The 17,496-nt window shown below is 59.3% G+C and carries 15 protein-coding genes; 8 read left to right on the top strand and 7 right to left on the bottom strand.

What is annotated here, in order from left to right:
* Both AC1XDK_RS23225 and AC1XDK_RS23220 read right to left on the bottom strand, forming a co-directional pair.
* On the bottom strand, nucleotides 1–593 hold a 593-nt coding region (locus tag AC1XDK_RS23225), incomplete at its 3' end, for an FGGY family carbohydrate kinase (protein ID WP_483352383.1).
* A gap of 190 nt (nucleotides 594–783) precedes the next feature.
* The gene (locus tag AC1XDK_RS23220) at nucleotides 784–1,926 is read right to left on the bottom strand and encodes a Cdc6/Cdc18 family protein (protein ID WP_483352381.1); all 1,143 of its coding nucleotides are present in this window, start codon (nucleotides 1,924–1,926) and stop codon (nucleotides 784–786) included.
* A 178-nt stretch (nucleotides 1,927–2,104) separates the two neighbouring features.
* On the opposite strand from AC1XDK_RS23220, the gene glpA reads away from it, so the two are divergent.
* From glpA to AC1XDK_RS23205, 3 genes are read left to right on the top strand one after another with little or no spacing between them, the layout of a single operon-like run.
* Complete coding sequence (gene glpA / locus AC1XDK_RS23215; protein ID WP_483352379.1) at nucleotides 2,105–3,772, top strand: anaerobic glycerol-3-phosphate dehydrogenase subunit GlpA; 1,668 nt, start codon at nucleotides 2,105–2,107, stop codon at nucleotides 3,770–3,772.
* Nucleotides 3,762–5,042: a glycerol-3-phosphate dehydrogenase subunit GlpB gene (glpB, locus tag AC1XDK_RS23210; protein ID WP_483352378.1), complete on the top strand. Its 1,281-nt coding sequence runs from the start codon at nucleotides 3,762–3,764 to the stop codon at nucleotides 5,040–5,042. The genes glpA and glpB overlap by 11 nt, the downstream gene beginning before the upstream one ends.
* The gene (locus tag AC1XDK_RS23205) at nucleotides 5,039–6,364 is read left to right on the top strand and encodes an anaerobic glycerol-3-phosphate dehydrogenase subunit C (protein ID WP_483352376.1); all 1,326 of its coding nucleotides are present in this window, start codon (nucleotides 5,039–5,041) and stop codon (nucleotides 6,362–6,364) included. The genes glpB and AC1XDK_RS23205 overlap by 4 nt, the downstream gene beginning before the upstream one ends.
* Here AC1XDK_RS23205 and AC1XDK_RS23200 read toward each other — a convergent pair.
* Entirely contained in the window at nucleotides 6,357–7,016 is a 660-nt protein-coding gene (locus AC1XDK_RS23200; RefSeq protein WP_483352375.1) for a hypothetical protein, read from the bottom strand. The genes AC1XDK_RS23205 and AC1XDK_RS23200 overlap by 8 nt on opposite strands.
* A gap of 119 nt (nucleotides 7,017–7,135) precedes the next feature.
* On the opposite strand from AC1XDK_RS23200, the gene AC1XDK_RS23195 reads away from it, so the two are divergent.
* Both AC1XDK_RS23195 and AC1XDK_RS23190 read left to right on the top strand, forming a co-directional pair.
* The gene (locus tag AC1XDK_RS23195; protein ID WP_483352373.1) at nucleotides 7,136–7,696 is read left to right on the top strand and encodes a cupredoxin domain-containing protein; all 561 of its coding nucleotides are present in this window, start codon (nucleotides 7,136–7,138) and stop codon (nucleotides 7,694–7,696) included.
* A gap of 79 nt (nucleotides 7,697–7,775) precedes the next feature.
* A complete protein-coding gene (locus tag AC1XDK_RS23190; protein ID WP_483352372.1) occupies nucleotides 7,776–8,087 on the top strand; it encodes a hypothetical protein in 312 nt (103 codons plus the stop codon).
* On the opposite strand, the gene AC1XDK_RS23185 is transcribed toward AC1XDK_RS23190, so the two are convergent.
* The 3 genes from AC1XDK_RS23185 to AC1XDK_RS23175 all read right to left on the bottom strand — a co-directional run bounded on the left by AC1XDK_RS23185 (nucleotide 8,068) and on the right by AC1XDK_RS23175 (nucleotide 12,417).
* On the bottom strand, nucleotides 8,068–8,184 hold the full coding sequence (locus AC1XDK_RS23185) for a rubrerythrin-like domain-containing protein (RefSeq protein ID WP_483352370.1): 117 nt from the start codon (nucleotides 8,182–8,184) through the stop codon (nucleotides 8,068–8,070). The two genes, AC1XDK_RS23190 and AC1XDK_RS23185, sit on opposite strands and share 20 nt — an antisense overlap.
* A 42-nt stretch (nucleotides 8,185–8,226) precedes the next feature.
* Entirely contained in the window at nucleotides 8,227–9,159 is a 933-nt protein-coding gene (locus tag AC1XDK_RS23180; protein WP_483352392.1) for a DUF368 domain-containing protein, read from the bottom strand.
* A gap of 195 nt (nucleotides 9,160–9,354) precedes the next feature.
* The gene (locus AC1XDK_RS23175) at nucleotides 9,355–12,417 is read right to left on the bottom strand and encodes an oligosaccharyl transferase, archaeosortase A system-associated (RefSeq protein WP_483352368.1); all 3,063 of its coding nucleotides are present in this window, start codon (nucleotides 12,415–12,417) and stop codon (nucleotides 9,355–9,357) included.
* A gap of 262 nt (nucleotides 12,418–12,679) precedes the next feature.
* On the opposite strand from AC1XDK_RS23175, the gene AC1XDK_RS23170 reads away from it, so the two are divergent.
* The 3 genes from AC1XDK_RS23170 to AC1XDK_RS23160 all read left to right on the top strand — a co-directional run bounded on the left by AC1XDK_RS23170 (nucleotide 12,680) and on the right by AC1XDK_RS23160 (nucleotide 16,538).
* Complete coding sequence (locus AC1XDK_RS23170; RefSeq protein ID WP_483352366.1) at nucleotides 12,680–13,660, top strand: glycosyltransferase; 981 nt, start codon at nucleotides 12,680–12,682, stop codon at nucleotides 13,658–13,660.
* A gap of 69 nt (nucleotides 13,661–13,729) precedes the next feature.
* Nucleotides 13,730–15,085 carry a sulfatase family protein gene (locus AC1XDK_RS23165; protein ID WP_483352364.1) on the top strand — a complete coding sequence of 452 codons (1,356 nt, stop codon included), beginning with the start codon at nucleotides 13,730–13,732 and terminating at the stop codon, nucleotides 15,083–15,085.
* Nucleotides 15,086–15,116: 31 nt separating this feature from the next.
* Nucleotides 15,117–16,538 (top strand): oligosaccharide flippase family protein, encoded by a 1,422-nt coding sequence (locus AC1XDK_RS23160; RefSeq protein ID WP_483352362.1) that lies wholly within the window; start codon nucleotides 15,117–15,119, stop codon nucleotides 16,536–16,538.
* Here the strand turns inward: AC1XDK_RS23160 and AC1XDK_RS23155 are convergent.
* Nucleotides 16,527–17,495, bottom strand: a complete 969-nt coding sequence (locus tag AC1XDK_RS23155; RefSeq protein WP_483352360.1) for a glycosyltransferase family 2 protein — start codon at nucleotides 17,493–17,495, stop codon at nucleotides 16,527–16,529. The genes AC1XDK_RS23160 and AC1XDK_RS23155 overlap by 12 nt on opposite strands.
* Nucleotide 17,496: the final 1 nt, after the last annotated feature.

The following is a 17,496-nucleotide window of genomic DNA, read 5'->3' as shown; positions in this document are numbered from 1 at the left end:
CGCGAGGCGTTCGTCACGTCCGTGATGTGTTCGCCGGTCAGGTTGTAAATCAACCACGTGTCGATGGTGCCGAAGAGGATTTCGCCGGTTTCGGCGCGGTCACGCAAATCCGCCGGGCGAGCGCGCTGGGTTTTGATGGGTTCGGCGTTGTCCAACAGCCATTCGGCCTTCGTCGCCGCGAAGTACGCGTCCGGTTGGAGTCCCGTCTTCGCGCGAACGCCGTCCGCTTTGCCGTCCGCTTCCAACCGTTCGATGCGGTCGGTCGTCCGGCGGTCCTGCCAGACGATGGCGTTGTGGACCGGTTTGCCGGTGTCCGCGTCCCACAGCAGGGTCGTCTCCCGCTGGTTGGTGACGCCGAGCGCGGCGAGTTGGTCGGCCTCGATGCCCGCTTCCGCGAGCGCGGATTCGATGACCGACTGCGTGTTCTCCCATATCTCGAGCGGGTCGTGTTCGACCCACCCCGGTTCCGGGTATATCTGTTCGTGCTTCTCGTAGGCGTTCGCGACCACCGTTCCCGCGTGGTCGAACACCATGAATCGAGTGCCTGTCGTTCCTTGGTCGATAGAGCCGACGTACGTTTCGTTCGTTGTCATTCGGGTAGCCTCTTGGATTCGTTGCTGGTGGACGGGGTCCACTCAGCGTGGCCTCATCCATTTTTACTGGCTGTAGGCCATTGGCTGTAAACATCAAACACTTTCATTATAAATGTTCCCCCTTCATCCATGCTCGTGAAGTGTACTGGAAATCGGGGGTGGTTTTCCAGTCGTGACTACCTGAAACCGTTCAGTTCTCCTGTAGCGCTCGAAACGCGAGCGTCGGAAACCGCGGTTCGAGTCTGCTCGGTTTCCGTCCGCTTTGTCGCCCGTTGGTGGTCGTAACCCGTTCGAGGACGCCCGCTTCGGCGAGTTCGTAGAGGTAGCGAGTGATGGTCCCAGACGAGAGGTCCGTCTCGGCCGCGATGGCGGCCGCGCTGGTTTCGACCGTGGTTCGTTCCTCCGCGTCGAGTTCCAGCAGTTCGGCGAGTACCTGCCGACGATTCTCCGGGAGCGAGAGCACGATACCGAGTGATACCCCGTCGGATGGCACCGCGTCCATCGCGGCCGTCAAGTCCTCGTCCCGAACCCGGTCCGCGTCGACATCGACGGCGAGCGTCACCGCACCGAACAACGCCGCCAGCGCGTCGTGGGCGTCACCGTCGGCCCACTCCGCGAGCGTCTTTACCTGCGTGTGGTCGAGTACGCCTTGCCGTAGCCCGCGTGATGCTCGCTCGGTGATGATGTCGGCGAGTTCGTGCGTGCTGTAGGCCGGGATTTCGAGCGTGTGTGTCGCGCTTCCACGGGTTCGTCCGACGGTGATCACGGACAGCGATTCGTCCATGTCGTCGAAGAGCGCCGTCGCTTCCTCGGCGGAAAGCGTCCCCTCCTCGTTCACGTGGTCCACCGCGACGACGACGGCCCGGTTCGACCGACGTACCGCGGTCGCCAACTTCCGCTGCAGGACGCCGGTGCCGACACCCCGTTCCGGGACGTGGTCGTCGGTGAGCGAATCGAGTACGGAGCGATACAGTCGGAAGGGCGTACACGCCCGCCGGGCGTCGATGTGAACGAAATCGAACCCGCGTTCGTTGACCGCCCGGGTGGTCGTCAGTATCGTCCCTCGTCCGGGCGATAACTGCTTTCCCAGTTGACTGAACAGCGCGGACACGAGCGCGGACTTTCCCGCGCCGGGCGGCCCGTAGAGATGGACGTTCGGCGGGAGTCGATCCGAAAAGAGCGCATCGAGTTCGTCGAGCAGTCGTTCCAACGTTGACCCTCGACCGACCGGATTCGAGACGTGCGTTACCGGACTCAGTATACTCCATTCGACGACGAGGTTGGCGACGGGGGACGTCGCGCGTCGTCGTTCGATGCGCTCTCCAATGTCCATTATGGCGGTCTAATCGGCCGAATATAGATAACAGTTGTCTCTCTGTTGTACGTTTCACCCCGAATTTTCCAGATGGGAGACACGGAACCAAAGACGAAATATCACCGGACGGCACGTATTTTACCACTACCACCCTCGCTGGCGGTAAACTAAAGTGTGTTCCAACCAACCCCCACCCATGGCAACAGACGCCGACGTGCTCGTCGTCGGGGGTGGTTCGACGGGCACAGGTATCGCTCGGGACCTCGCAATGCGGGGACTCGACGTGACGTTGGTCGAGAAGGGAAATCTCACCCACGGGACGACGGGTCGAATGCACGGCCTGCTCCACAGTGGCGGCCGGTATGCCGTCTCCGACCAAGCCAGCGCCGAGGAGTGTATCGAGGAGAATCGCGTCCTTCGGGACATCGCCAGCCATTGCGTCGAGATGACCGGCGGCCAGTTCGTGCAACTGGAGGGCGACGACGACGACTATTTCGAGGAGAAGCTACAGGGCTGTCGGGACTGTGGTATCCCGGCGGAGGAACTGACCGCGAAGGAGGCGCGCGCACAGGAACCGTATCTGACCGACGACGTGAAACGCGCGATTTCGGTTCCCGACGGGGCAATCGACCCGTTTCGGCTCTGCGTCGCCAACGCCGCCGACGCCGAGATGCACGGCGCGCGAATCGAGACGCACGCCGAAGTGACGGACGTGTTGGTCGAGGGAAGCGACGTGGCGGGCGTCGAAGTCCACCACGCGAGCGGGCCGGGCAAGCGAAACCACGCGAAACCCGGAACGACGGAGGAGATTCGCGCCGAGTACGTCGTCAACGCGACGGGCGCGTGGGCGGGACAACTCGGCGACATGGCGGGCGTCGACGTCGAGGTTCGGCCGTCCAAGGGTGCGATGGTCGTCATGAACTGCCGGCAAGTGGACACCGTCATCAACCGCTGCCGACCGAAGGGCGACGCCGACATCATCGTCCCACACGAAGTGACGGCGATTCTCGGAACCACGGACGAGGAAGTGGAGGACCCCGAGAACTACCCGGAGGAGGGCTGGGAGGTCGATTTGATGATAGACGAACTGTCGAAACTCGTCCCCATCCTCCGCGAGTCCCGAACGATTCGCACCTTCTGGGGCGTCCGACCGCTGTACGAACCCCCGGGAACGGGTACGACCGACCCGACGGACATCACTCGCGACTTCTTCCTGTTGGACCACGAGGACCGCGACGGCCTCGACGGTATGGCGAGCATCGTCGGCGGCAAGTTCACCACGTACCGGATGATGGCCGAGAAGATTTCGGACCACGTCTGTGACAAACTCGGCGTCAGGGCGACGTGCCACACCGCCGACGAACCGCTTCCCGGGAGCCACGATTTCACCCTCCTGCACGACTACATGGACGAGTTCGGGCTTCGGTCGCCGGTCGGCCGCCGGAGCGTCCAGCGTCTCGGCAGTCGCGCCGAGGGCGTCCTCACGAACACCGACCCGAACCCCGTCATCTGCGAGTGTGAGGCCGTCACCCGCGCGGAGATTCACGACGCCATCGACGGGTCCGGTTCGGACTTGAACGCGGTCCGCATCCGCACCCGTTCCTCGATGGGCAACTGTCAGGGGGGAATCTGCTGTCATCGGATGGCGAACGAACTGTATCCGGGGTACGACGAACCCACATCTCGAAAAGCGCTGGACGAACTGTTTCAGGAGCGCTGGAAGGGTGAACGCCACGGTCTATGGGGCGAACAGCTCTCACAGGCCGCGCTGAACTACGCGCTCCACGCGACGACGATGAACCGCGACGAACGTACCGAAAACATCGACTTCGCGGCGTTCGACGGGGGCCAGCGTGGCGATTGAGGACGACGTGGTCGTCATCGGCGGCGGTATCGCCGGGATGACCACCGCGCTTTCCGCGGCCCGCGAGGGAGTACGGGTCAGATTGCTCTCGCACAAAGAGAGTACGCTCCGCCACGCGAGCGGCCTCATCGACGTGTTGGGATACGCGGACGGACTGGTTTCCGACCCGTTCGACGCGCTCTCCGCACTTTCCGAGGACCACCCCTATCGAATCGTCGGCGAGGAGGGAATCCGCGACGGCCTCGCCCTCCTCGATTCCGTGACCGACTACGCGGGTGGCCACACGGACCGGAACGCCCTCGTACCGACGTTCGGCGGGCGAATCAAACCGACCGCGCGGTACCCCCAAACGAGCGCGAACGGACTGGCGAGCGACGAGCGGGACACCCTGTTAGTCGGCTTCGAGACGGTGGTCGATTTCGATGCGCCGCTCGCGGCCGACCGACTGTCGGCGGACGTGCCGTTCGACGCACACGGCGTCACCGTCGCGTTTCCGGGCGACTTTCGGACCGACGCCCGAATCACCCGACTCGCCCACGCGTTGGACGAGAACGAACGAATCGACCGTGAACGAAGCGGGATTTCGACGTCCCTTCCCATCCGCACCGCGCTCGCCGAACTGGTCGAACCCCACCTCGGCGACGCGGAGCGCGTGGGCTTTCCGGCGATGCTCGGCGAGGACCGACCCGCCGACGTGATTTCGTCCCTCGAAGCCGAACTCGGTGTCGACGTGTTCGAGGTGCCGATGGGACCGCCGAGCCTTCCCGGCATGCGCCTCGAAACCGCGTTTCACGACGCCCTTCAGGACGAAGGCGTCCGAACGACCTCCGGGAATCCCGTCGTGGATTTCGAGGGGGACGACGAAATCGAGGCGGTCGTCGTGGAGCGTAACGGCGCCGAGATTCCGTTCTACGGCGACCAGTTCGTGTTGGCGACCGGCGGTTTGGTCGGAAAGGGAATCGAATCGACGCGCGAGAGCGTGTACGAACCGATATTCGACTGCCACATCCCCGCGCCCGAAGACCGCTACGACTGGTCGGAGCCAGCGGCGTTCGGCAACCACGCCTTCGCCCGATTCGGCGTGGCGACGGACGACGAACTGCGGGTCCTCGATGCGGCGGGCGAACCGGCGTTCGACAACCTCCGTGCCGCCGGTGGCGTTCTCGGCGGCTACGATTTCGCGGCGGAGAAGTCAGGAAGCGGCGTCTCGCTCTCGACCGGCGTCGTGGCGGGACGGATTGCGAGCGAACAGGTGAATGTGAATCCATGAGTGAGAAGCAAGCAGACCGACGAGACGCGGCCGAACTGCGCGACGTGTTTACAGGCGAACCGCTCGACCTCCGACCGGGGTCCGACGACTGTTACAAATGCTCGACGTGCGACACGGAGTGTCCCGTCGCCGAAGTGGACGACGAGTTCCCGGGACCGAAGTTCCAAGGTCCCGAGCAGTGGCGACTCAAGCGCAAGGAGGACCACGATATCGACGACTCCATCATGTCGTGTTCGAACTGCATGCGCTGTGACAGCGCCTGTCCGTCCGACGTGCCGCTCTCGGGGATGCATAACACGGCCCGCGGGGAGTACGTCGAGGAGGAGATGTCAAAATTCTCTCGGGAGTACGTCCGTAACCGGATTTTGGCGAACTACGGGCGACTCGCACCGCTCGGCGCGAAGTTCCCCCGCCTCGCCAACTTCGTGATGGGTCTCTCGGTGACGAAGGTGGCCTACGAGAAGCTCCTCGGTATCGCGGGCGAACGGGAGTTCCCCGCCTTCGCCGAGCAGACGTTCACCGACTGGTGGGAGGAGCGAGGCGGCAACGCCGCCTCGAAAAAGCGAGCGCAGCAAGCGCGAGAAGAGGACTCGGACGACAAGCGCGTCGCCTACTTCCACGGCGATTACTCCAACTTCAACACGCCCGAAGTCGCCAAGTCGATGGTCCGCGTGTACGAGGAGTTCGGCTACGAAGTCGTCGTCCCGGAGCAGCGCTGTTCGGGGACGCCGATGTTCGCTAACGGGATGTTAGATGACGCGAAGCGCGCGGCGAAGTTCAACATCGAGACGTTCGCCGCGCTGGTGGAAAAGGGCTACGACGTCATCTGTTCGTGTACCTCCTGTTCGATGGCGCTCCGACAGGAGTACCCCGAACTCTACTCCTTCGACGGTACCGCAAAAGTCGCCGCGAACACCTTCGAAGCCCTCGAATATCTCCGGGTCAACGAGGACTTGGACGGCGCGCTCGCGGACTCCTCCGTCCCCGAATCCGAGTTCGGAACTCTCGCCTACCACGCGCCGTGTCACGCCAGAAATCAGGGACTCGACGGGCAGGCCGTCGAACTGCTGTCGGCGCTCGACGGCACCGACCCGGTGGACGTGGGCGACTCCTGTTCCGGCATCAGCGGAACGTACGGCTGGAAAGAGGAGAAGTACGACACCTCGATGAAAATCGGCGAGGAGATGTTCGACCACATGGAGGAATCGGGCGGCGAAACGGGCATGACCGAGTGTCCGACCTGCGCGATGCAGATGAACCACGGAACGGGGTACGACATCCGCCACCCGCTCGAAGTGCTGGACGCGGCGTTAGTTAGTTGAACTCCCGCTGAACCCACTCGGCCGTCCCTTCTGTCTCGGTCCGCTTCTCGGTAGTGTCCCGCGAATGGCGCTGGATTCGGTCGCGCACGCCCGCCAACAGTTCGTCGGGTCGGTCGTTCGCGTAGTATCGAATCGACTTCCCGCTGGTGAGTTCGAGGCGTACATACGGTTTCTCGTACCGTATCGAGGAGAGCCACTCGTATCGAACCTCCGTCGTCGTGTCCTTGAAGTACGGGACCCTGTCGACCATATCGACCCCGACGCCCTCGTGGAACGTGAGCGACTCGTCGCCGACGAAGACGGTCGTGGTGAAGTAGCGCTCATCGGGCGTTACGAGGATCGAGGACCCGGAACTGTAATTGAGCGTGTACGTCGATTCGTGTGGTGTGGTTTCCGCCACGGTCCGGCGCACCTGCTTCGTGTACTCCGCGTGGGGTTCGAGGAGGGTCCAGTACGCGCGGTCTATCTCCTTGGTCCCGAGAAACCAGAGGCCGAGTCCGGTGGCGATGCCGACGAGATACCCGGTCTCCGTTCCGGTTGTCGCACCGAACAGAATCGAGAGTGCAACCGCGAGCGCGACCCCCGCCTCGAACCGCCACCCGAACCACCAGAGGACCGTGCTCACGTCCCCGACCGTGTCGTTCGTCCGCATCGACGTGGACTGCGTTCGCACCGGTTGAATAATTTTTATCCAACCACACCCGAGCCGATGAATCCTCCGTCGACCTGTACCTTCTTGGCGATACCCGTCGTGGGACTTCCGGGGGCACGATGTCAGAACAGCAAACGGGGGGCACGACGAGGCGGGCCTTTCTCACGACGATGGCGGCGGGGTCGCTCGTCGCCGCGAGCGGACGCACCGACGCACAGACCGAGACGTTCCGTCTGGGCGGCGAGGTACAGGCGTGGCAGGGACAGAAACCGTCCAGCATCGACGGGAAGTCGAACCCGGCGTTGAAACTGAAGCCCGGACAGAAATACCGCGTCGTTTGGGAAAACCTCGACGGGCAGCCACACAATTTCGCGCTCCTGGATTCGTCGGGAAACACGCTCGAAAAGAGCAAAATCATGTCCCAGAAGGGAGCGACCCAGACGGTGACGTTCACCGCCACGTCGGAGATGACGAAATATCACTGTCAGGTCCATCCAACGACCATGGTCGGCAAGATTCAACTGCCAGGAGGTGGCCAGAAGGCCAACGCTAACGGCGGTATTTCGACCGATTCGTACATCTTCGTCGCCGCGATCGTACTCGCGGCCATCTCACCGCTGTTGTTCGCATTCCTGTTGATGATGATCGGCACTGGCGACCGCGTTCGGCCATCGGGATGAGGGAAGCTACGGAGGTCACAGTATGTCACGGATGCGTTCCGAAGAAACGTTTTAACCGGCAGGGTGGGTCAGTTCAGCCATGTTCGATACTCTCACCCGTGAACTCGAACTGATAGAGCGGACGCTCGGAATCCTTCTACTCGTCCAGGAGCAAGAGCCCATCGGAATTCGTCGTCTTTCACGGTTCTCCGGTACGGAACACCACGAGGTCCGCTCGTCCCTTCGCGTCCTCGAAGAGGACGGATACATCGAATCGACGCCGGACGGGGCGACGACGACCCCTGAAGCGCAGACGTTTCTCGTCGAGATGGACGACGATATCGACGTCGTGACGGCACAAATCAACGCACTCCCCGTTCCCCTTTCTACCCCTACTCGCGCGGAACACTGACGTTTCGCATCTCTGCGCCGCAGTCGGGACATTCGCCCGGATGCTGGAGCGCGCTCACGCGCTTGCCACAGTTTTCACATTCGTATGTCGCGGTCATCTCGAAGGGATACGCCATGTGATGAGTTAACAGTGTCTCTCGTCAGTAATCTAGATCGTCAGTGGTGTAGTCGAGCAACAACACCGCACCGCCACCGACGACGACGGCGACGAGTGCGCCGCCGACGACCGTCGGCGTCCACGCGAACGTCGGTGCCGCGACGGTCTTCTCGACGGGATAGCGAAGCGCCCCGACCATCAGGCTGACGAGAAAGGTCAGCGTCGCGGCCCGATAGTGTTCGAACGCCCACGAAACGATTCTCGAAATCGTCAAGAGGCCGACGAGGGCACCGACCATGAACGTCACGACGACCGTTCCGTGTGTGACGACGGCGTCTAAAGCCCCTCCCTCGACGAATCCGACGAATGCGTCCTTGAATCCGTGCAGGCTTTCGGAGAGGTAGTTGTACTGACCGAGGAGCATGAGGATGAGCGCTCCGGACACACCCGGGAGGATCATCGCACTGATGGCGACCATCCCGGTCACGAAGACGAGCGGGAGGGGGGTCGAACCGGTCGCCGATTCGGTCGCTCCCGCAATCAGGAAGGCGATGGCGAACCCCGCGATCGCGGCACCGGCTTGTCCCGGCGTACTCACCGACACCTCGTCGTAGAGGACGATGGCCGATGCGGCGATGAGTCCGAAAAAGAAACCGTACAGGAGGACGGGGTACTGCTTGCTCCCCCACGTGACGAGTCCCGTGACCGCCACTATCGAGGTTGCGATTCCGGCACCGAGGGCGAGCAGAAATGGGATGTCCATCTCCGAGAGCTTCTTTCGTGCAATCGCACGTTCGTCGGGGTCGTACGCTCGGAGGATATTCAAGACGATTCGCGGGTCGAACGACGCAACAGCGGAGATGAGGCGTTCGTAGATACCCGTGATCAGGGCAATCGTCCCGCCGGAGACGCCGGGGACCGCATCGGCGGACCCCATACAGATGCCTTTCAGGTACACCGTCAGCAGTCCACGCATTGTCCCGAGGTTTCCGGTCGAATCAAAAAACGATTCCCATCCGCGGTCGATGCCAGCAGGCTCTCGCTCGTCACCAGTCACGACTGCCCCTACGATGCACTCGAACATGAGGATGGGGGCTGACTGTCGAACCGATTACAGCAAAAACGAACCCAAACCCGAAACCGAAAACCAAACCCCGATAATCGAAGCGTTTCAGTCGCGACGCGCCACGACCATCGCGGCCGCAAACGTACCGACGAGACCCGCACGGGTCGACGGTGCGGCGGGACTCGGCAGCGAACTGCTGTTCGTCGAGTCGTTCGCGCCTGCGGTACCGTTGCCGCTCGTCGCGTTACCGTTCGTCGAGTTGCCTGACGTCGCCGGACCCGACGAGGTGTTGCCGGTCGAGTTGTTCGCGCCCTCGGCCGGAACCGTTTGCTGTTGGTCCACGGAGACCGTCACCGGACTCGTGTCCTCGCCGATGACTTGGCCTTCCGTGACTTGCGCCGTCGCGTTCATGAACGTGAATCCGTTCTCCCCGGCCGTCTCCGGCGTCTTGAACTCGTACGGACCGGCAGCGCGGACGTCGACGTTCGTGTAGCCCTCGTCGGTTCCCCACTTATCGTAACCGGTCGTGGAGTACGGGAGCGTCATCGTGAACTTCCCGTTTCCGTCGGTCTTGGCCTTCTGCGTGTAGGTGAACGTGCCACCGCTCGCGGAGTTCAGCTTCACCGAAGCGGTGATGGTGGTGTTTGCGGGGCCGGTTCCCTGCACCGTCGCACCGGGGACACGTTCGAACGTCTTGACCCACGCGGGCGAGGTGCGCAGGAAGTCCTGTCCCGTCGCGCCACCCTGCTGAAGCAACTGGAGTCGCTGGACGAGCACTTGGTAGTGCGAGGAGACGTACGTCGACTTCGACTGGCTCTCCTTGACGACGCGATAGTGTTGTAGCGCCGGAATCCGCTCACTCGGGTACGGGCCGATGCCGCCGATTTGCGAACTACCGTCCTGTTCGACGAAGGCGCGCGCCTCCTTCATCGTGTCGAACGTCCGAACGACCGTCTCGTTCGCTCCCTGCGGGTCCTGTTTGACCGATACCTGCTGGCCGTTCTGCGTTCCGGTGACGACGTCCCAGTCGAGAACGATGGGTTTCGGTTCGACCGAACTGCCGCCGTACATGTACAGGCGAACCATCTGCGTCTCGTAGTAGGCCTGTTTGTGCTGGACGACGTACTGGTTATTCCCGAGGAGGATGTAATCCATGAACGTCGATTGCGAGACGTTCTCGTTGAACACCGTCGGCGCGAAGAACTTGACGTTGCCCTGTTGCCCCTTGGTCTCGACCATCTTCCAATCGACCATCACGTAGCGCGTCTCCTCGTTCTTGTCGCCGAGCGAGTCGAGGACGCCGTTCGCCTGCGACTCGTTCTGGGCGAGGAGGTACTTCGCGGCGGTTCGGGCACCTTCCTGGAACGGGTTGGCGTTCGGGATTCGCTTCCCTTCGACCGTAATCCAGTGACCGTAGTCCCACCACGACATGACGCCGTACGACCCGTCCGGATAGTCGTAATCGCCGTCGCCTTGCGTGTACGTTCCATCGTAGTTCATCGCGTTGTCGGCACCGCCGTAGGTTCCCTCCTGTGGGGTGTTCTCTTGCATCCACTGGAGCGACCCTTCCCACTGCGTTACCGAACCGGGACCGGTGCTGTTCCCGACGCGTTGAGCGGTGTACGTCTGCGTGCTGCCGACCTGCACCGGAACCACGAGTGCCGGAACGACGAGCAGGACGACGAAAACCACTGCCAGCACCTGATACGCTTCGACGTTTCGAATCGTCTCGCTGGCCGAGTCGCCGAAGCCGACTAATCCGAGTACCTGTCCGAGAAGATACGCGTTCAGCACTGCGACCGGAACTGCGAGATAGTAGTTGAAGCGAACCTGCGTGAACGCCGCGGCCACGATGAACGCCGACCAGACGAGTACGAGGAGCTTTTCGCCCCCGTGTTCGTCCGCGGAGAGCGCGCGCCAGACCATCAGCAGCGCGCCGACAATGGCAGTGAAGAACATCAACCCGTACTGCGGAAGGACGGCCGACGTGAGTGACTGGCCGCCGCTCAGGAACGGCTTTGCTTCGCCGATAGTGCGCTGTGCCGCGTTCGCACCGAATCCGACGAACCGGATGAGATTGACTTGAATCAGATTGAACAGTCCCGGCAGGGCGACGTAAATGACGAGTACACCGACCGCGAGAATACCGAAGATGGCGACCGGATAGCCGGCCGTCGTGAGGTCGCGGTCGTCCCATTCGCGTGCCAACCACACCATGAAAACGGACCCGACGGCGATGGCGAACGCCATGAGCGGTTGGAGGAGAGAGAACTTCGTCGCGCTGAACGAAATCGTTCCCAGCGGGACGAAGAGAAGGAGTCCCGTGACACCCATGCTGACCGACGCGACGAACGCGAGGTGGTCGGGACTGACACCGCGCACGTAATCCGCGGTCAGTTTCAGCAGGAAGAACACGCCGAAGATGCCGACGAGGAGGACCCCTGGTGGCCACACCCAGAGATAGAACGCGGTCGCGATACCCGCGAGGATGCCGTAGCCGAGCGGTCGGCGGACGGACGCGAAGTCACGGTCCACGAGCAGTTCGAAGACTGGACGCTCGCGTTCCGCGGCCGAAACTGCGACCATCATCGCCAGCACGGCGAACGACTGGAAGAACGGCTCGACGACGTTGTGGTCCGAGAACCCGACCAAGCCACGGTTGAGGAAGACGCCCGGGATGAGTGCCAACACGAGAACGCCGAAGACACCGCCGAGTCGGCCGCCCAACCGCTTCCCGATGAAATAGGTCGGGACGGCGACGAGGGTGCCGAACACTGCCGGTGCGACCAACAGCGTCAGTGCAATCGTTTTCTGGGACGGATCTCCCAATCCGACGATCAGCGCGGCCGTGGCGACGATTTGGTCGTAGAGCGTGCCGAACTGGCCGACGCTCGTCCCGAACGGGTAGTACGTCCACGGGTCGAACGGCATCGTCGCGGGCCAGTGACTGACTGTATACTGTACTTGCCTGAGGTGATACCACGCATCGTTACCCGAGAAAAACACTTTGCCGTTCCTGACAAAGTTGTTGTAGGACTGCAGCCGAACCCACAACATGAATCCCAGCAACACCGCGAGTACGGGGACGTGGTACCACTCTTCTATCTGGTCGAGGACTGAATCGGTAGGAGTGGAGGAGTCCTCGACCTGTTCGGTGCCTTGGCTCATCGAGTGAAACGTCTGGGAAAGTGGGGATAAGCCTTATGATAGCGGGCTACTATCGTTCCGGATGCCATTTTGATTCGAGATGAAATCCGTATCTACATATACCCGATAGTATGGTATATCGAACAATAGTGATTCAAACGCTCCGAACACTCGAATCGGTGAGAAACGACGAAGCTCCGTACCGACAAATGGCTTCAGAAACATCGGTATTAATCAGCACATCACGTCATAATAAGGCAACGAGCGGACATAGCCAATCGAAATGAACATTCTCTGGCTTGCACAAAACCGACCCGACGACATCAGTATCGGCCGCCAGATTCTCGCGGAACATCTCCGTCAGAACGGATTCGATGTCACGATTTCGAGTACGACGCCGAAGACAGTTGCCACCGAAGCCACGCGCCTCCGCCATTACGATCTGATAATCGGGACGACTCGTGCAGGTGCCATCGCCGGGATGGTATTGAAACGGTTAGGAAATCTCCCGCTCGTCGTGGATAACATCGACCCGATGCGCCAGTTCGAGCAACAATCGCCGTTATTAGCACCGCCAGTACGGGTTCTCGAAAACAGAGCCCTGCGTGTTGCTGACCACGTACTGTACGTCTATCCCGAAGAAGAAGACCGAATCGGGAAATACGCATCAAGCTACTCTCAAACCGACTTCGGCGTAGAGTACGATATGTTTGCGAACCCGGACCCTGCTTCGATTCAGCGGGCTTCGTCACGGTTTGAATCTCTCGATTTGAACGACAACATTGCAATCTATGTGGGTGGCTTGGACCCGATATATCATATCGAGGAGATGGTCGAGAGCATGGAATATCTCGATGATTGGAGCCTCGTGATTATCGGAACTGGTTCGTTGGACGAATTCACGCGTACTGCTGCGGAGCGGATGAAAAACGTCGAGTTTTTGGGAACCGTTCCCCACGAGGACATTCCGGGATATCTCTCTCTTTCCGACGCTGGTCTTTGTCTCGTTGACGATGCCAGAACACTCAAAGTGTTGGAATATATGTCCGCAGGTATACCTGTCGTGCAGTTGGATGGGGAGGCACGTGCCCGGTTCGGGAACGTTATCGAGTTCACTTCGACGGAACCGAACGACATCGCTGCAAGTATCCGTCAGTCACAGGAACTGATAAACGAAGACGAGTTACGGGAGTTCACTAAGGAGTTCTCGTGGGCGTCAATTGCGGAGGATTATATCGAGACATTGCATCGCATATTGAAATAACCGGTTCGAGCGATACACTGCGACCGTATTCTCAAAAGTATAATATGCGATGAGAAGTATGGACCAATCATGGATAATGTACTCTTTATTACTATAGACTCCCTCCGTGCCGACCACGTCGGCTGTTATGGATATGAGAGAGAGACCACCCCAAATATAGATGCATTAGCTTCTGGCGGGAGTCTGTTTTCTAACGCTTATGCTCACGCCTGCTCGACTCGGCCGTCTTTCCCCTCGATACTCGCGTCCTCCTCTGCGTTGATGTACGGAGGATATGAACGAATCTCGGACGGACGGACCCTCATCTCGGAAGTTTTCAACCAAAACGGATACGCGACGGGTGGATTCCATTCCAATCTCTATCTCGGAGCGGATTTCGGATATGACAAGGGATTTGACGAATTTTTCGACTCCAAGACGGACCCGACGACTATGGCGAAAGCCAAACAGTTCGTTCGGGATCGACTCGATGAAGACGGGTTCCTGTATAATTCGATGGCCCGCGCACTACAACTCGCGGAACTCCGCGCCGGCACGAGCGTCGGGTCGGCGTACGTCAACGCCGGTGAGATAACGGATCGGGCACTCGAGTGGGTGAATCGAACCGAGCGGGACTCGCCACACTTTCTCTGGGTTCACTACATGGACGTTCACCATCCGTACGTTCCTCCCGAAGAACACCAACTCGAGTTTCGTGATTCGCCAATCAAAGAACGTCGAGCCGTTCAACTCCGTCGGAAAATGCTCGAAAACCCGGATTCTATCTCCGAAGCAGAGCTAAACGACATTATCGATCTGTACGACGCCGAAATACGTTTCACCGATTCCGAAATCGGGCGTCTTATCGAAAGCGTGAACCGAATCTGGGATGACGTTCTCGTGGCCGTTACCGCGGACCACGGAGAGGAGTTTCGGGAACACGGCGGCTTCAGCCATTTCCCGACGTTTTACGACGAGGTGATACATGTTCCGTTGGTGATGAACGACGGGAACCATCGAGGGCGGTACAAAGATATGGTCGGACTCCAAGATATCACTCCGACGCTGGTGGACTTTGCCGACATCAGTACCCCGGATAACTTCCACGGTCACAGTCTTCTCCCACTGCTGAATGGAAAAGGTTGGCAACGAACTTCGATACTCGGGGATTGGAAAGACACGGATACAGGAGAGCGACGATTTTCGTACCGGGACGATACATGGAAGTTCATTGAACATGATGGCAGCATAGAGTTATACGACCTCTCTCGAGACCCGAAAGAAACGACGAACGTCGTGGACACCCACGAGGACGTTGCCGAGACCTTGAGGGAACGAATCCAGGAATATAAGCACGAAATCGAATCGACGCGGATGGACATCGATGATGTAGAGATGGACGAACAGGTCCGTAGACGGCTTATCGATCTCGGTTATCAGGAGTAAAAAGAGTGTATAGAAATCCTGCTCGTAAGATATGAATATCGCAAAAACATCGGCCATTAGCTTTGTCTCAAAGGTGGCAGCATCCGCTATCGGGTTTCTTACCACGATTTATCTCGCAAATACGCTGGGGTCGGACGTACTGGGGTCGTACTTTCTGGCGGTTGCGGTGATAATTTGGCTTCAAGTCCTCGGGGTGATGGGCGTCCAGTCTGCAATCACAAAACGACTGAGCGAAAAGGAAGAAGACGATGCGTACTTCGTCGCTGGCGTAATAATCGTACTCGGGTCCTGTTGTTTTCTCGCAGCGATTACGCTCCTTTTTCGAGGGCGCGTCAACGCGTATATCGGCGCACCCGTTGCCGTGGTCATCGCTGTCACTTTGTTCGCTGGTGCAATGCTCAATTTCGTTGCAGCGACGCTTCGCGGTCAACACTCCGTCCACATCGCTTCGTTATTGAAGCCGTTTGATAGACTCCTTCGGAGCCTTCTACAGGTTATCGTGGTATCGCTGGGATTCGGAGTTGCTGGGCTGTTAGGCAGTTATTTGGGTGCCGCATTTTTTGCCTGTATCGCGGGTGTGATTTTCAAAAAATCGGATATCAAGTTGCCAACGCGAGAGCACTTCATACAGTTGTTCAGATACGCGCGGTATTCGTGGATAGGGAAACTCGGTATGCGAACGTTCGCCTCACTCGACACGGTCGTTCTCGGCTTTTTCGTCGCTTCAAATCTAATCAGCTATTACGAAATCGCATGGAATTTAGCGACGATTCTTGCCATCTTCGGCGTCGCAATTAGCCAAGCGACGTTTCCCGAACTCAGTAAAGTTGCCAGCGATTCGAACACGGAACGCGTCGAACGTCTCGTCAGTGAAGCGGTGGCATATACGGGGTTGTTACTGATTCCTGGACTCGTCGGAAGCTATCTCATCGGCGACCGGATTTTATCCATCTACGGATCGGAGTTTCAACGGGCGTCGACCATCCTGGTTGTCCTCGTTCTCGCTCGGCTTTTGTACGCATATGGAAGCCAATTCCTCAACGCGCTAAACGGCCTCGACCAGCCGAAATACACCTTTCGAATAAACGGCCTCTTCGTGATTACGAACATCGTATTGAACGTGATTCTAATCGGCACGTATGGGTGGGTCGGTGCAGCGGTTGCAACGACGATATCGGCAGCCCTCGTGGTGTTCTTCGGTTATCGAGCTCTGACTCGATTTATCGACGTTCGAGTTCCGACCGCTGAGATCAGCAAGCAGATCTTGGCATCGCTGGTAATGGGAGGCGTCGTATACGTCGTTCGCCTCCAGACGAGTACGACGGTTATCGCTACGTTAGGCACCCTCGCCATAGCAGCACTAACCTATTTTGTTGCTCTAATTTCGCTTTCCGGTCGTTTTCGGACGATGGTCTGGCACAATATCTCGGACCTCGCGGCGTTATCTGAGTAACTCCTGTATCTGCTCACAGTACCAGAGACAGGTGCGATGTCCGAACGGGAGGACGGTAACCGGGAGGAGTGCCAAGCACCGGACGTCGTGGAAACCACCGACTATCGCACCGCCTAACTGTTTGCGGGCGTCTTTTGTACGCCCCTCGCGCAAAAGTCGCTTTCCGTACTTGTATTTCGCTATCGCTTTCAAACGGTCCTCGTGTGGCTTCAATTCGCTGTAACGCTCCGTCAGGTCCTCCAGAACTTCCAGTTCGTTCTCATACATCAGTTCGGCATCGGAACTCATCGAATCGTTACGCCGATTGTAGTATGCGAGGGGTTCGGGAACGTAGGCCGGTTCGAACTCTCTGAAAATGCGGGCGACCAAATGTCGGTCCTCAACCGCACCCAAACTCTCATCGAAACGGATTCCGTCCAAGCACTCCTTTCTCACGATGACCGTCGGAATAGGAACCCCACCTTCATATAGGAAATCCAAGTGATGGTTTTTAAAGTCTCTGACGGGTAGTGAAGACATCCGTTGCTTTTTGTCTCCCTCGATAACGTATCTGTCGGAGTAGACGATGTGCGCACCACCTTCCACTTTCTGCATCTGCTTTGCCAATTTATCGGACCGCCACCGGTCATCAGCATCGAGGAATGCGACGACGTCTCCGTTCGACCTGTCTATTCCTCGATTCCGTGCGGCGGACAATCCCCTCGGTTTTTGAAACACATACAGTATATCTTTGTTATTCTCGGCGCGTTCCGCAAGCCGAGACACGCCGGAGCTATCGACGAGTATTATTTCGATGTTATCGTACGACTGGTTTAGAACGCTATCAATCGCGGAGTCGACGTATTCCGAATCCCCATAGGTTGGTATGACAACGGACACGAGCAGTTCTTCGTTCCGATTTTCACCGTCGCTCGACGATGGTTCTCCGACCACAGCGTCAGTATTCTTCGGCGACATA

It is taken from the genome of Haladaptatus sp. HS23 (assembly GCF_056892285.1).
Note: the sequence above shows the minus strand (reverse complement) of the source record. Positions and strands in the feature narration are given on the sequence as shown.

What these genes read in the sequence shown, in the direction of transcription:
- AC1XDK_RS23220 (WP_483352381.1), bottom strand. Translation starts at nt 1,926, where the DNA reads ATGGACATTGGAGAGCGCATCGAACGACGACGCGCGACGTCCCCCGTC.
- glpA (WP_483352379.1), top strand. Translation starts at nt 2,105, where the DNA reads ATGGCAACAGACGCCGACGTGCTCGTCGTCGGGGGTGGTTCGACGGGC.
- AC1XDK_RS23205 (WP_483352376.1), top strand. Translation starts at nt 5,039, where the DNA reads ATGAGTGAGAAGCAAGCAGACCGACGAGACGCGGCCGAACTGCGCGAC.
- AC1XDK_RS23200 (WP_483352375.1), bottom strand. Translation starts at nt 7,016, where the DNA reads ATGCGGACGAACGACACGGTCGGGGACGTGAGCACGGTCCTCTGGTGG.
- AC1XDK_RS23195 (WP_483352373.1), top strand. Translation starts at nt 7,136, where the DNA reads ATGTCAGAACAGCAAACGGGGGGCACGACGAGGCGGGCCTTTCTCACG.
- AC1XDK_RS23190 (WP_483352372.1), top strand. Translation starts at nt 7,776, where the DNA reads ATGTTCGATACTCTCACCCGTGAACTCGAACTGATAGAGCGGACGCTC.
- AC1XDK_RS23185 (WP_483352370.1), bottom strand. Translation starts at nt 8,184, where the DNA reads ATGACCGCGACATACGAATGTGAAAACTGTGGCAAGCGCGTGAGCGCG.
- AC1XDK_RS23180 (WP_483352392.1), bottom strand. Translation starts at nt 9,159, where the DNA reads ATGCGTGGACTGCTGACGGTGTACCTGAAAGGCATCTGTATGGGGTCC.
- AC1XDK_RS23175 (WP_483352368.1), bottom strand. Translation starts at nt 12,417, where the DNA reads ATGAGCCAAGGCACCGAACAGGTCGAGGACTCCTCCACTCCTACCGAT.
- AC1XDK_RS23170 (WP_483352366.1), top strand. Translation starts at nt 12,680, where the DNA reads ATGAACATTCTCTGGCTTGCACAAAACCGACCCGACGACATCAGTATC.
- AC1XDK_RS23165 (WP_483352364.1), top strand. Translation starts at nt 13,730, where the DNA reads ATGGATAATGTACTCTTTATTACTATAGACTCCCTCCGTGCCGACCAC.
- AC1XDK_RS23160 (WP_483352362.1), top strand. Translation starts at nt 15,117, where the DNA reads ATGAATATCGCAAAAACATCGGCCATTAGCTTTGTCTCAAAGGTGGCA.
- AC1XDK_RS23155 (WP_483352360.1), bottom strand. Translation starts at nt 17,495, where the DNA reads ATGTCGCCGAAGAATACTGACGCTGTGGTCGGAGAACCATCGTCGAGC.